The 14,268-nt window shown below is 61.5% G+C and carries 12 protein-coding genes; 11 read left to right on the forward strand and 1 reads right to left on the reverse strand.

Translation table 11 applies throughout. The features are described 5' to 3' along the window. The first annotated feature begins 60 nt into the window (after window positions 1–60). Complete coding sequence (locus tag IGS60_RS12900) at window positions 61–1,947, forward strand: propionate--CoA ligase (RefSeq protein WP_230504765.1); 1,887 nt, start codon at window positions 61–63, stop codon at window positions 1,945–1,947. 44 nt (window positions 1,948–1,991) lie between these two features. On the opposite strand, the gene IGS60_RS12905 is transcribed toward IGS60_RS12900, so the two are convergent. Next, window positions 1,992–2,705, reverse strand: a complete 714-nt coding sequence (locus IGS60_RS12905) for a S24 family peptidase (RefSeq protein ID WP_070220944.1) — start codon at window positions 2,703–2,705, stop codon at window positions 1,992–1,994. A gap of 149 nt (window positions 2,706–2,854) precedes the next feature. Between IGS60_RS12905 and IGS60_RS12910 the strand changes: the two genes are divergently transcribed. From IGS60_RS12910 to IGS60_RS12955, 10 genes are all read left to right on the forward strand, one after another. Next, on the forward strand, window positions 2,855–3,268 hold the full coding sequence (locus IGS60_RS12910) for a FeoC-like transcriptional regulator (RefSeq protein ID WP_230504767.1): 414 nt from the start codon (window positions 2,855–2,857) through the stop codon (window positions 3,266–3,268). Between the two features lie 25 nt (window positions 3,269–3,293). Further along, entirely contained in the window at window positions 3,294–3,836 is a 543-nt protein-coding gene (locus IGS60_RS12915; protein WP_034783962.1) for a zinc finger-like domain-containing protein, read from the forward strand. 322 nt (window positions 3,837–4,158) lie between these two features. Continuing rightward, a complete protein-coding gene (locus IGS60_RS12920) occupies window positions 4,159–5,364 on the forward strand; it encodes a phage tail tube protein (RefSeq protein ID WP_230504769.1) in 1,206 nt (401 codons plus the stop codon). A 75-nt stretch (window positions 5,365–5,439) separates the two neighbouring features. Beyond that, the gene (locus IGS60_RS12925; protein WP_230504771.1) at window positions 5,440–5,892 is read left to right on the forward strand and encodes a hypothetical protein; all 453 of its coding nucleotides are present in this window, start codon (window positions 5,440–5,442) and stop codon (window positions 5,890–5,892) included. An 8-nt stretch (window positions 5,893–5,900) separates the two neighbouring features. Then, window positions 5,901–6,236 carry a hypothetical protein gene (locus tag IGS60_RS12930; protein ID WP_230504772.1) on the forward strand — a complete coding sequence of 112 codons (336 nt, stop codon included), beginning with the start codon at window positions 5,901–5,903 and terminating at the stop codon, window positions 6,234–6,236. Window positions 6,237–6,352: 116 nt separating this feature from the next. Continuing rightward, the gene (locus IGS60_RS12935; RefSeq protein ID WP_230504775.1) at window positions 6,353–10,903 is read left to right on the forward strand and encodes a tape measure protein; all 4,551 of its coding nucleotides are present in this window, start codon (window positions 6,353–6,355) and stop codon (window positions 10,901–10,903) included. Further along, window positions 10,900–12,393 (forward strand): hypothetical protein, encoded by a 1,494-nt coding sequence (locus tag IGS60_RS12940; protein WP_230504777.1) that lies wholly within the window; start codon window positions 10,900–10,902, stop codon window positions 12,391–12,393. Before IGS60_RS12935 ends, IGS60_RS12940 begins: the two co-directional genes overlap by 4 nt. Beyond that, a complete protein-coding gene (locus tag IGS60_RS12945; RefSeq protein WP_230504779.1) occupies window positions 12,390–13,244 on the forward strand; it encodes a hypothetical protein in 855 nt (284 codons plus the stop codon). Before IGS60_RS12940 ends, IGS60_RS12945 begins: the two co-directional genes overlap by 4 nt. Continuing rightward, complete coding sequence (locus tag IGS60_RS12950) at window positions 13,241–13,531, forward strand: hypothetical protein (protein ID WP_230504781.1); 291 nt, start codon at window positions 13,241–13,243, stop codon at window positions 13,529–13,531. Before IGS60_RS12945 ends, IGS60_RS12950 begins: the two co-directional genes overlap by 4 nt. After that, the gene (locus IGS60_RS12955) at window positions 13,528–14,238 is read left to right on the forward strand and encodes a hypothetical protein (RefSeq protein WP_143450066.1); all 711 of its coding nucleotides are present in this window, start codon (window positions 13,528–13,530) and stop codon (window positions 14,236–14,238) included. Before IGS60_RS12950 ends, IGS60_RS12955 begins: the two co-directional genes overlap by 4 nt. Window positions 14,239–14,268: the final 30 nt, after the last annotated feature.

Here is a 14,268-nt window from a genome sequence, read left to right on the forward strand (position 1 = left end):
ACAGATAAGCAGAACATGCACGAACAAAAAAACACAGATTGCACGCCTACCGGAGGAGACATGAATTTCGCAGCATTTTATCAACGCTCGATCGACACGCCTGACGTTTTCTGGCGCGAGGAAGCCGACAAGATCGACTGGCATACCCCGTTTTCGCAGGTCCTCGATTATTCACGCCCGCCGTTCGCCAAATGGTTCGTCGGCGGCACCACGAATTTGTGCCACAACGCCGTCGACCGCTGGGTGGACCGCCAGGGCGATGCCGCCGCGCTGATCGCCATTTCCACCGAAACGAACACGGAGCGCAGCTACAGCTTTCGCGAGCTGCAGCGCGAAGTGGAGCGCTGCGCCGCCATATTGCAGTCGCTGGGCGTGGTCAAGGGCGACCGCGTGTTGATCTACATGCCGATGATCGCCGAGGCGGCGTTTGCCATGCTCGCGTGCGCGCGCATCGGCGCCGTGCATTCCGTGGTGTTCGGCGGCTTTGCCGCCAACAGCCTGGCCAGCCGCATCGACGATGCGCAGCCAAAATTGGTGTTTTCCGCCGATGCCGGTTCGCGCAATGGCAAGGCGATTGCCTACAAGCCGCTGCTCGACGAAGCCATCCGCATCGCCGCGCACAAGCCGCAGCATGTGCTGCTGGTCGACCGCCATCTGGTGCCGATGGAACGGACGCCTGGCCGTGACGTCGATTACGCGGTCCTGCGCGAACAGCACCTGGACGCGCAGGTGCCAGTCGCCTGGCTCGAATCGAACGAGCCGTCGTACGTGCTGTATACCTCGGGCACGACGGGCAAACCGAAGGGCGTGCAGCGCGACGTGGGCGGCTATGCGGTGGCGCTGGCGTCGTCGATGCAGTACAACTTCTGCGGCAAGCCCGGCGAAACCTTCTTTGCCACCTCGGATATCGGCTGGGTGGTGGGACACTCCTACATCGTCTACGGCCCGCTGATCGCCGGCATGGCCACCATCCTGTACGAGGGCTTGCCCATCTGTCCCGATGCGGGCATCTGGTGGAGCATCGTTGAAAAATACAAGGTCACGCGCATGTTCTCTGCGCCGACGGCCATCCGCGTGCTGCGCAAGCACCCGGTGGAACTGATGCGCAAATACGATTTGTCTTCCCTGAAGGCCCTGTACCTGGCAGGCGAGCCGCTCGATGAAACCACGTCGCAGTGGATCGCCGACGAACTGAAGGTGGACATCATCGACAACTACTGGCAGACGGAGACGGGCTGGCCCATTCTCTCGGTGGCCAAGGGCATTGCCGACACGCCGACGCGCCTGGGCAGCCCCGGCCAGGCCATGTACGGCTACCGCGTCAAGCTGCTCAACGAGGCGACGGGCGAGGAGTGCGGCGCCAACGAGAAGGGCGTGCTGGTGCTGGAAGGCCCGCTGCCGCCCGGCTGCATGCAGACGGTCTACGGCGACGACTCTCGTTTCGTCGACACCTACTGGTCCACCTTCAGCGGTCGTCAAGTGTATTCGACCTTCGATTGGGGCGTGCGCGACGCGGACGGCTATTACTTCATTCTGGGCCGCACGGACGACGTGATCAACGTGGCCGGCCACCGCCTGGGCACGCGCGAAATCGAGGAAAGCATCACCAGCCATCCGAACGTGTCGGAAGTGGCGGTGGTGGGCGTGGAAGACAAGCTCAAAGGCCAGGTGGCGATGGCTTTCGTGATCCTCAAGGACCCGCGGGGTTTCGACAGCGTCGAGGCGAAAACGGCGCTGGAACGCGAAGTGATGGCCGTCGTCGACCGCCAGCTGGGCGCCGTGGCGCGGCCCGCGCGCGTGCTGTTCGTGGCGCAGTTGCCGAAGACGCGCTCGGGCAAGCTGCTGCGCCGTTCGATCCAGGCCATCTGCGAAGGGCGCAGCCCGGGCGACCTGACGTCGATGGATGACCCGGCATCACTGCAGCAGATCCAGGCAGCGCTGGCTTAAGCGCCATGATGAGAACGAAGTTTATCAACCGATAAACTTCGTTCTCAGATCCGGTCGCTTTCCTTGCGCACGACCCTGCCGACGATCAGGCATTCATTGCCGCGGCACAGCTTGCGGTGGTATTTGCGCTGGTCGGGGTTGTCCGACGTCAGCCACCATTCGCCGATGTCGCGCGCCATGCGCTTGACCACCGGTTCGCCTTCGTAATTGATGGCAAACACGATGCCGTCGGCCGGCCGGTTGTCGGCCGTATTGATGATCACCACATCGTCCTCGTACAGGGCCGGCTCCATGCTCTCGCCCTTGACCTTGATCGCCACCAGTTTTTCAGGGTGGTAGCCATTGCGCTCGACCCAGCTGCGCGGCACGCTGATGGTGCTGCCGTCGTGCGTTTCCGGTTCGATGGCAAAGCCCGTGATGCCGGCCGACAGGCGCAGCTTCACCTTGCGGATCGGGTAGAAGCGTTCATCTTCGCCATCTTCCACGACCACGGGCTGCACGCCGGCCAGCGCGCGCGCGGCCATGGCCGCCTGGTCGGGCGCCGCGCCCTGGTCGAAGTACATGCTGTCCAGCTGCAGATCCGCTTCCAGCTTGCGCGCGATCTTTTCGCTGAACGCGCGTCCCTCGCGGTAGGTGGGCGAGAGGATTTGCGAGATGCGCGCCTCGCTCCAGCCGCTGACGTCGGAAATTTTCTTGCGCGTGTTGTCGTAGTGCTCGCGGATCAAGGCCAGCAGGCGGTCGCGTCTGTATTGATACATATTCATCTCCACATTAAACCTGAAATTTACCGTTTGATAAATTACCAAATGCTTGACTTTAACATTAGCGATTGATAAAGTCCACTCGTTGCCTGTCGCAAACGCACTACAGCGTTTGCCGGTTGGCGACACCACGGGAGGTCAGGCAGATGTTGAACAGCAGTCAGTCGGTTGAAAGCAGGGCGGCGCCGCGGCAGGGGCGCCAGTTACAGGGACGCAGCAAGAAGTCGCAGCTGCATGTCGCCCGCATCGCGCAGTACATCCGCGAGCAGGGCCAGGCCAGCGCGGCGCAGTTGTCCGCCTTGCTGGGACTCGACGCGGGCACCATGAGCCGCTATTTGCGCCACATGTGCGGCATGGGGCAGATCCACCTGGCGCAGCGCCATTGCACGGAGCCGGGACGCCAGCGGCCCGCCCTGTACGCGCTGGGCGAGCAGGAAGACGAGGTCGACGGCTGGGCCGAACTGCCGCCGCAGGTGCGCCGCACGGCCAGCTGGCCACGCGGTGCGGCGCGCCGCGATCCGCTGGTGGCGGCCCTGTTCGGGCCGGCGCGGGAAAACTAAGACAAGAATCAACGAGGAGAAAATCATGGGGTTTGCAGAAAAATTCATCGCATCGCTGTCGTCGCAGAACCTGCGCGACGATGCCGTCCACCACGACCTGGACGTGATCGCGGCCGCGGCGCTGGCCGGCGACATGGGCGCCTTGCTGTGCCGCGTCAAATACGCGGACGGCACCGTCAGCCGCCTGTTCGAGGGCAATGCCGGCAACCTGGCGCAGCTGCTGCGCGCCTGGACGGCGGCCGTGACGCAGAAGGGCCGCGCGCGGCGCTGGGTCAAGGCGCAGACGGCCTGGGATGCGCAGGCCGCCAATACCTTGTACCGCCGCGTGGCCGAAGCGTCGCTCGCGCATTGGCTCGACAGCAAATGCAAGGTTTGCCACGGTACGGGCGTCGTCGCCGCCATGCAGGCCGGCGCGCCCGTCGTCTGCAAGGCGTGCCACGGTGCCGGTGAAGCGGCCATCAGCTGCTCCGGCGGCTTTGAGCTCGAACGCATCAAGGATATGGTCAGCGAGCTGGAAGGCATCTTCCAGTCGCACGGGGCCCGCGCCATGCGCCGCCTGGGTCACTGAAAAAATTCTGCAATATGCCTGGTGATGCAAAAAACGCCCCTACAATAGAGTCTCGATCACGCAGCAACAGCAACACCGCAGGACCACATGCTTCTCCACTCGTAATAGACGCGCTTTCGGCGCGACACCGATAGGGGAATTCAGCGCAGCGAACGGCCTTCATGGCTCCTTCGCCCATCTTTCGTCCGGCACGGCCCCGCGCCATCCGGACGCCAGCCCGCCGCCTCACCGCGCGCGGGCTTTTTATTTTCCCGATTGTTGACTGTTCTCCCCTCAAGACCACACCTGTGGTCTTTTTTTCATCCCACGAAAGGTATTACTTATGGCATCGACAGCAAACGGCATCGACAGCTTGATCGTTATCAGCAAACAAAGCGCCGAAGGCAGCAAGGCCGCCGCAGGCGGCGGCCAGATTTATCCCCGCGTCACGGCCACCTTCGACACGGAAGCGGACAAATATGCGAGCGCCGAAATCGACGCCAGCCAGCAGCAGGGCGATACCCGCCTGGGCAATTTCCGCACGACGGGCGCCATCAAGGCCGAAGCGGCGTGCGGCACCTATGCGCCGCTGATGGCGGCGCTGCTGCGCCGCGACTTCACGGCCGGCGGCGTCGCTGCCGCGCAAACCACCATCGCTGCCGCCGCCTCCGGCCTGACGCGCAGCGCCGGTTCCTGGCTGGCCGAGGGTTTCCGCGCCGGCAGCGTGGTGCGCATCACCGGCATGACGGCGCCGGCGGCCGCCAACAACGCGAAGAACTTCTTCGTCACGTCGGTGACGGCGACCAACCTGAATGGCCAGTTCATGGATGGTTCGGCCATGATCGTCAAGGCGGCCGGCGACTCGGTCGGCGTGGCGGCGGTGGGCAAGCGCAGCTTCACCCCTTTGAGCGGCCACACCACCGACTGGTTCACGGCCGAAGTGCAGGACCCGAAGATCGGCGTGCACCGCAGCTTCGTCGACCAGCTGGTCAGCAAGATGGATATCGCCGTGCAGCCGAACGGCATCACCAGCCTGGACTTCACCCTGATGGGCAAGGCGGAAGGCCCGACCACGGCCGTGCCGTACTTCCCCACGCCGCTGGCCGCGCCTGGCACCGGCAAGTTCTCGGGCGCCACGGCGATGCTGTCGGTGAACGGCATCCCGTCGCAGATCTGCACCGGCATGTCTGTCTCGCTCGACGGCCAGGTCAAGGTCGACCCGGTGATCGGCTCGAAGTACGCCACGGCCGCCTCGCGCGGCAAGGTCATGGGCTCGGGCCAGTTCACGGTGCTGCTGCAGGACGCCACCTATCTCGACTACTTCAAGTCCGAGACGGAAATCCCGCTGGCCTACGCCATGGCGTCGGGCACGGCGCCAACCGCCGACGTGCTGGCACTGGCCATGGGCCGCATCAAGATCACGTCGGCCAAGATCGACGACGGCGAGAAAAACAAAATCGTCACCTGCGCCTTCGACGTCCTGCGCTACAAGGGCGCCGATGCGCAGCATGAAGCGACCACCCTGACCATCCAGGACAGCGCGCTGTAAGCGGCTGACGCTTGACCCGGGGCCGCCGTGAGGGCGGCCTTTTTATTTTTACCTTAATCAAGAAAGAAAATACACATGAACAACGCACAAATGATCGCCTCGGCTGGTTTTGATATCTCCCTGCTGAATGACGGTAACAAGCCCGTGGACCAGGTGCACCTGGTGTCGGTCTTGTTCGACGAAGACGGTGCGCACAAGGCGGGCTTTGAAATCGTCAGCAAAAATTCCGACCAATACCGTGCCGTGATCCGCGAAACGTCGGTGGTGGCGATCAAGCGCTCGGTGCAAAAAAGCAAGCAGATCGACGCGAAGACCGACGAAGGCGCTGCGGAACTGTATGACCTGGCGGAAAACCGCAGCATGAAGATCGCCATCGCGGTGGTGGTGGGCATGCCTGGTTTCGTCGACAAGGGCGTGCCGGTACAACCGTCCCCGGCTTTGCTGAAGGCGATTTTTGAAAAAATGCCGTCCTGGCAGGAAAAAGTGCTGGCTGCGCTTGAGGCGGAAGGCAATTTTTTGACGGTCTAGCCGCCGCCTTGCTGCTCTTTGCCGACGAACAGTTTGAGCGTTCGGCGAAGGCGGCTGATGGCAATGCGAAAGGCGAGCACCTGGATGCCGCGAAGCGTCATCCACTCTACCGGGAGCCGCAGGCTCCCGTTTGCGCGCAACTGCCGTTTGAACTGGCGCACGTGTGGCAGTTTTTCGTGCAGATGAGCCGCAAGCGGCAAAACGGCATGGCGGTCAATCCCTTGAGCAGCCTCGATATCCTGGCTTGGCAGTTGCGACACCGCATACGCCTGGCGGTATGGGAAGAAGAGCTGGTCGATCAGCTTGACGCGGCCTACATGGTTCATCAAAACAGTTCTCATTAGGCTGGCCTTTACCCGGCCTATCTATAGCAGAGGTGACGCCAAAAACATAACTGTCATCGCCAGGGTGGCCTCGATTTGCATTGCCACCCTTCGGTGGCTTTTTTTATGGGTAAATTATGACCGTTGATATTGCAACACTACAGATACGCATTGATACGCTCAATGTGCGCATCGCGGCAGATGACCTGGAACGCATGCGCGAGGCCAGCGAGAAGGCCGCCAAGTCGACTCTGAAACTCGAAGATGTCACGAAAAAATACACGGAGATACTCTCCAGCCTGGGTATTTCCAACAATATCGGCCAGATCGTTAAATTAACTGATGAATATACGAAATTGACAGCGCAACTGCGCATGTCGACCAGCTCTACACAGGAATATGGCGAGGCGTACGACAATGTCAAGCGTATTGCAGCCTCGGGACAAACGGATCTCGCCGCTACGGCGGGTCTGTATACCCAAATGAACGATGCGACCAAGAAATTGGGCATCAGCCAGGCCGAAGTGGCCGGCATCACCGAGGCCCTCAATCTGGGCGTCAAGATCAGCGGCGCATCGGCGGCCGATTCCGCTACCGCCTTCAAAGGGCTGTCCGATGCCTTCGCCGATGGGGCCCTGAGCAGCCAGCAATTTAACGCCATCAGCCAGGCCGCCCCTGAAGTCATGGCGGCAATGGCCGCCGGTCTGGGCGTGTCGAAAGAAGCGCTTGCCGGGTTTGCCGGCGCAGGATTGATCACCGCCGATGTGATGGCCATCGCGCTACCGAACGCGCTGGGCGAGTTGCGCAAGGAAGCCGTGCAGTTCGAAACTATTGGCGGCAGCTTTACCGTTCTGAGCAATAACGTGATGGAATTCACGGCGAGGCAGGCGGAGTCGAGCGGCGCCGTGCGCCTGATGACGAGCGGTCTCGAATTTTTGTCGAATAACCTGACCCTTGTCGTTGGCGTGCTGGAAACGCTGACCACCGCGAAGTTTGCCACCTGGGCTGCCGGCGTCGTAGTGGCTACTTACAGCAAGGTCGCAGCCAACCGGGCCTTGCTTGCATCCACCCTGGCGGCGGCGAATGCCGACGTGACGGCGACCGCTGCCACCTCGGCACTGGCGGCTGCACGGGTAGCTGAATTGCAAGCGACGATACGCGCCAGCCAGGCCGACGTGGCGCTGGCGCTGACCACCAATGGTCTGATACCGGCCCAAGCCCGTGCCACTGTTGCCTCCGAGGCTCACTCCGCCGCATTGGTGGCGCAAACGGCAGCAACGCGAGCCGCATCGGTCGCTGCAGGGGTACTGAAAGGGGCCTTGGCATTCATGGGTGGGTATATTGGCTTGCTGGTGACTGTCGTAGGGTTAGGTGTTACTGCCTGGAATATGTGGGGGAGTTCATCGAAGGACAATGCGGAGAAGGCCGTAGAGCCCATGCGCAAAAGCACCAAGGATATCATTGCTGAACTCGACAAGCAGATGGTCCAGCTGGCAAAGCGCAATGAGCTGGCAAAGCTGGGCGTGTCGGAAAAAGGATTGGATACCCCGGCTGGCGAGCGCATGGCAGAGATATCGACGGAGATGGATGCGGTGCGCAATCGCACGGGAAAATATCAGTCCCTGGACAAGGCGGCGCGGGACAGCAACATGGCAAGGCTGCAAGCCGAATTCGATGCGCTGCAGGGCAAGCTCAAGCAGCTTGAGCAGCAAGGCGCGTCGGGTAAACCGACGAGCGGAACTGGTACAGGCGCGCCATCACTTCCCGCTCCGCCAACGCCTTTCGAAGCCATGATGGATGACATGCGCGGCAAGGCCCGCGACCTGAAGCGCGAAGTTGCCGGCTATGCCGAGATGAACGAGGCGCAACAGTTCGATTATCGGTTGAAGGAACTCCTGGCGGATCGGACGAAAAAGGTGACCGCAGCACAACAGGCGGGATTCGAGGTTGCACGCAAAGTGATACAAACTCGCCTCGATGAGATCGAGGTGGACAAGCAAGCCAAGGCAGTGGCGGAGCAGGCGCAGGCGGAGGCGAAAGCGCTGTCCGATACGCGGACGCAGGCCGTTGCCGATGCCGTCAAGGAAGCGGAGGCTGGCGAAAAGCTGGTAGCGGTGTATGGCATGAGCAAGACCGCTATCGCGCAAAATGAAATGGCGTTGTTGAAGGAACAGCGCGCCGCGCTGGCGGTGGGCAAGGAAAATGCGGCGCAGATCGAGTATTTGAATGCCTTGATCGATGCCAAGCAGCGCAGCATGACGGCGACGGAAGAACTGGCCGCCAAGGAAGCGTCTGCCGCTGCGGCCAAGAAGGCCTCGGATGAATGGGCCGCCAGCGCCAAGGACATCGAAAAATCGCTGACTGACGCCTTCATGAACGGCTTCGAAGGCGGCAAGAACCTGGCGACGATGTTCAAGGACAAGTTGAAGAGCATGTTCAACAACCTCGTGCTGCAACCGATCATGTCTCCCATTGCGGCCGGCTTTGCATCGTTCCTGAATCCGGGTGCGGCGCAGGCGCAGGGCAGTTTGGCCAATGGCGGGGGTATCCAGGCGCTCATGAGCTCGGCGAAGGGCATTTACGAATCGTTATCGACCGGCCTGTCCGGCATCGGTAACTCGGTGGCCGATGGGGTGCAGCGTGGAATCAACATGCTGCAAGGTTCCCCCTATTCTCCGTTTGTCAGTGCCAATGGTTCGTTCGCCACCGGTGTAGGCGCGGCGGCAAGCGTTGCCGCCGGCGTCATGGGTGGCGTGTACGGCGGCAAGATGATTTCGGGTGAATATGGTCGCAACGGCGTTGTCAATGCCGGTACGGCCATTGGCGCAGGGCTAGGAACTGTGGTCTTTCCTTTGGTAGGCACGGCGATGGGAGCCCTGGTCGGCGGCTTGCTGGGAGGCGCCGCGAACCGCCTGTTCGGCATGGGCGAGAAAAAGGTCAGCAGCGCAGGTATTTCCGGCAGTCTCGGTGTCGATGGCTTTACGGGCGAGAGTTATTCGAACTGGACCCAGAAAGGCGGTCTTTTCCGCAAGAATAAAAAGGGTACCGACCATTCTGAAGTCGATGCCGAGCTGGCCGCATCGTTAGGCGATACGTACGCGCAGATGAAGGCGGTGACGGGCACGTTCGCCAACACACTGGGCGTGAATACGGATGGCCTGGCCAAGCGCACGCAGTCGCTCAATATTGTCATGACCAAGGACGATGCGGCCAATCAGAAAGCCATTGCCGACTTCTTTACCGGCGTCGGCGATGCCATGGCCATGGAATTGGTTCCTTCCTTGTCGCAGCTCAAATTGAAAGGCGAGTCGGCGAGCGCTGCGCTGCAGCGCCTGGCGGGTAGTTACGCCACTGTTGACGCCGTGCTGGCAACCTTGGGCAGCACTTCGCAGCAGGCATTTGGCGCCGTCGGCGTGGCATCCCTGGCGGCACGCGAGCAATTGGTCAAGGCCGCCGGCGGCGTTGAAGCACTGGGCAATCGGACTGCGTTCTTTGCCGAAAACTACCTGACCGAAGCCGAGCGCCTGGCGCCCGTGCAAAAACACGTGACGGAACAGATGGCAGCCCTGGGCTATGCCAGCGTGACCACGCGCGCGCAATTCAAGGACACGGTATTGCAACTGGCCAATTCCGGCGCCTTGGCCACCAAGACGGGCGCCGAGCAGTATGCGGGCCTGATGGCGCTGGCCGATGCGTTTGCGAAGACGCATGCGGCGACGGAAGACCTGACCAAATCGGAGCAGGGTATCGCCGACGAGCGTAAGAGCATCCAGGAAAAACTTGACCAGATGACGATGACGTCGGCGCAATTGCGTGCCCGCGAGCGTACTTCGGTCGATGCTTCCAACCGGGCGCTATATGACCAGCTGCAGGCGCGGCAAGACATCGCCAGCGCCTACGAGACGGAATCCTCCGCCCTCAAATCCACCATCGACCGCCTGAAAACCTTCGGCGATGGCATCCGCTCTTTCAAGGATTCCCTGCTCCTGGGCAGCTTGTCGACCCTGACGCCGATGCAGAAAATGGCTGAGGCGCAGCGCCAATATGAGGAAACGCTGGCCAAGGCGAAGACGGGCGATGCGGCGGCGCAATCGGCGCTGACGGCGGCGGCCACGGCGTACCTGACGGCGAATCAGGTAGTCAAATCGTCGAGCGACGCCTATGCGGCCGATGCGGCGCGGGTGCAGGCTGACCTGGCGGCGCTGGCGGCGATTGCCGGCACGCAGATGAGCGATGCGCAGAAGCAGTTGACGGCCCTCGACACGCAGGTGGGGCAGTTGATCAATCTAAACAAGACGGCGGTGGGCATCCAGGAAGCGGTCGATGCGCTGGGCGCTGCATTGCGGGCAGGTGGCAACGTCGATATTACAGGCGGGATGCAGTTCGCATCCGCTTTCGGCATGCCGCTTGCCGCCGTTGACGAGGTGATGGTCGATGCGCCGGCGGCGCAAGCGATGCAGCGCTATTTCAGTGCCGGCGATGGCGTCAACGAAGCGCTGGTGGCAGAGATCAAGGGCTTGCGCGAGGAAGTGCGCCAGCTGCGCGCCGATCAGGACCAGCAGACGGGCGCCATCATCAGCAGCAATTACGACGCCAATGAACGCGCCGCCGACAAGGTGTCGGCCGGCGCGTCGGAAGCGGCCCGCGCCTCGGTTTGGGCCAGTCAATCGAAAGCGAGCATAGTATGAACGAAACCTTGAATGGGTCCATGAGCGACGCGCAGTTCACCGCGTGGCTGCGCAACGCCTCGGCGCGGCGTCTGGTGCTGATAGAGGTGGCCGTGCGTAGCGCTGGCCAGGAAAGCACGCGCTTCCTCAGCACGGGCGCCTATGTCACGGCCCCCGATGACACGCCGCCTAACCTGGCCTACCAGTCCATCGTCTCGACGGGCATGCAGTTCACCGAACAGCTGTCGCTGGGCGGCGAGGCCAGTCTGTCGGCGGGCGACATCGAGATCCACAATCCGTCCGGCATCCGTGATGCCTGGCTCGATGACGTGTGGATGAACCGTCCGATTCGTGCCTGGATCGGCGATCCGCGCTGGCGCCGCAGCGACTTTCGCATGATCTTCAATGGCGTGGTGGCCGACATCGCGCCGAAAGGCCGCGACAAGCTGGCCCTGAAACTGCGCGACAAGCTGCAACGCCTGAATACGCCTGTCAGCGAGGCCAAGCTGGGGGGCGCGACGCCGAACAAGGATGCCGTGCTGCCACTGGTTTTTGGCGAGGTGCACAACATCACGCCGCTGCTGGCCGATCCGGCCTTGCTTCAGTACCAGGTGCATGACGGCGCCATCGAAGGGATCATCGAAGTGCGCGACAACGGGTTGCCGGTGCGAATCACGGCTGACAAGGCCAGGGGCACCGTCGTCCTGGCGGCGCCACCCGCCGGGACAGTTACCGTGACTGTGCAGGGCGACCGTCCTGGCGCCTATGCCAATACGGTGGCCGCGCTGGTGCGGCGCCTGGCGACAGCCTACGGCAAGGTGGGCGACCGCTTTGTCGATGGCGACCTCGATACGGCCAACCTGGCGGCGTTTGATGCCGCGCATCCGCAAGCGGTGGGCCTGTTCCTGGCCGGCCGCACGAATGTGCTCAATGCCTGCCAGATGCTGGCGTCCAGCTTGGGTGCGCAGCTGGTGATGTCCCGCCTGGGGCAGCTGCGGCTGCTGCAACTTAGCCTGCCTCCCGCCGGCTCGCCGACGCAGGTAGGGCCGAAGCACATGGTGGCGGGCAGCCTGACGCCAGTCAGCCGCAGCGCGCCGATGGCATCCGTCAAGCTGGGCTTCTGCAAGAACTGGACCGTGCAAACGGGTTTGCTGACAGGTATCCCAGTCCAGCACAAGGATTTGTTTGAAACGGAGTGGCTGACGGCCACCCTTGTGGACAGTGCGATACAGGCGGCCTACCGGCTCGACGCGGAACCGCTGCAGCAGGACACCATGCTGCTGCGCCGCGTCGATGCCGAGGCAGAGGCGCAGCGTCGCCTGGCGATTGGCCGCGTGCCGCGCATGGTTTACGAATTCGACGGCACGGCGGAGATGCTGGCGCTGGAATTGGGACAGGCCGTGACAGTCACGCATCCACGCTTTGGCATGGAAAACGGCGTGGCGGGGCAGGTTGTATCACTGGCCCCGGATTGGTTGACTGGACATGTGAAAGTGGGGTTTGTCGTATGAGTACCATCATGAATGACCGCGACGTGCTGTTGCAGGCAACGTCGCCACGGCTGACGGCGCCGGAAGCGGGGGCCGCGCTGCTGCTGACGGTGGACACGCCCGTGTTCCACGTCAGCACCAGCGGCGCCGGCTCGCCGGCCGCCATCAATTTCAAGGCCACGCAAATCAATTTGCCCGGCACCGTGCAATGGAGCTGCAGCGCTGGCGGCGTCCTGAGCGGTAGCGGTAACACGCGTAGCCTGGCCTATAGCGCCATGTCGGTGCAGCAGGTCACCGTGACCGCCACTTTGCTGCACGACAGCGGCGTGACGTTCACGGCGCAGCAGATCGTCAACAAGGTGCAGGACGGCGTGAATGGCGTGCCTGGATCGAATGGCAGCAGCGGCAAGTCAGCGCGCCAGTGCTTCACGCTGATCGACGGCTATGCGCTGGCCTTCAATCCGGCCAGCGTGACGGTGCAGGGCGACGCTTATCCCCCCGTGGGTACCTGGGGCGAGACGCGCCCCTGGGGCGCGGCCATCAATGGCGCCCCGGCGGAACGGCAGGTGTGGTTCCAGTCCAGCGGCAACTACGATCCGGTAACCAACCAGACTGTGTGGACGACTCCTTTCCAGAGCTATGCCAAGTTTGGCTCGCTGGAGGCGATTTCGACCAAGACGGGGGCGTTGACGTTCAGCGATACCTGTAAGTCCGCCAATGGCAATGTCGTCATTAATGCGGATGGCACGTTTTATTTGCGTTCGACGCCCAGCGAGGTGACTGGATATCAACGAATTGAACTCAATGCGAACGGATTTTACGTGTTCAATAAAGACGGCCGGGCGGTGATAGAACTGGGGATGGCTTTATGAGGGCCGCCGCGTTGATACTTCGTACCGATACAGGCCGGGTGATATTCGATTCACGGCAGGCGGCAGGCGGAGTCTGTCTTGGGATCTTCGCCATTCCGGCGACAGGAAAAACCATCATCTTTCCTGGCTTGCCGCGTGGCCGCATGCCAATGGTGGTGTATGGCGATGGGCAAAATCATGTGGAGTGGTCCTATGACGAAACACCTGGCTATCCGCGTTTTATTTTCCCCGTTAGCAGCGATTTGCCATCAACCAGTATGACGACTGCGGGAGTGTATTTGAAATGACAAATACATTGCGCATTTTGAATGCCGCTGGCGATCTCGTGGTCGATAGCGATACCCCTGGCACCGCCTGCATAGGTAAAGCGAATTTCTTGAAAACTGTACAGCCTTACTACAAGGATAGCGCATGGCAGACGGGCTACTCACAATATACGTTTGCGACGGATCGCCCGGTGCTGTGGGCGTTCGATTTGCCGCTTGGCCGGCGTGTCGGCATTTTTGGCACATCGTATCAGGATGGTGTCCATACGGTGGGGGTGTATTGCGGTACCGGAGGAGATTGGGAAAAATTTGACAGGCAGGAAGCTGTGGATGTTTGGGCCTTTTCCACCATATCCCAGGCACGCTCAAAGTTTGGTTTGATCTTACGGCATAGTAAGGAGCACTACGTGACCCATGATTTTGGCACACCGAATATCACTTTCCCGATTGCGTCCGGATCGCTGGGTGAAAGTGTCCGGATTCCTCCCGTTGATCGTCCAATCGCCATTGGAAATGCACCTTTCTACAATGTTTCGTATTTTGATCTTGAGCCTGGCTACATCCTGACGAATAGCCGCTATTTTCTTTTGCGCACCGCGAACAATACAGTGGGATATTCGGCAGGGCTCACATTCAAGAGGATTGAATCGCAAGGTCAGCGGGGTAAAGACTCAACGGTAAGTCATCCTTCGCCATTCCTGGTAATAGATGGAAGCTTCCTGCCGTAGAGATATTTTGCAAATTTCAGGAAAGAATAT

Origin of the sequence: Janthinobacterium sp. FW305-128 (assembly GCF_020858135.1) — a bacterium.
Taxonomy (GTDB): Bacteria; Pseudomonadota; Gammaproteobacteria; order Burkholderiales; family Burkholderiaceae_D; genus Janthinobacterium.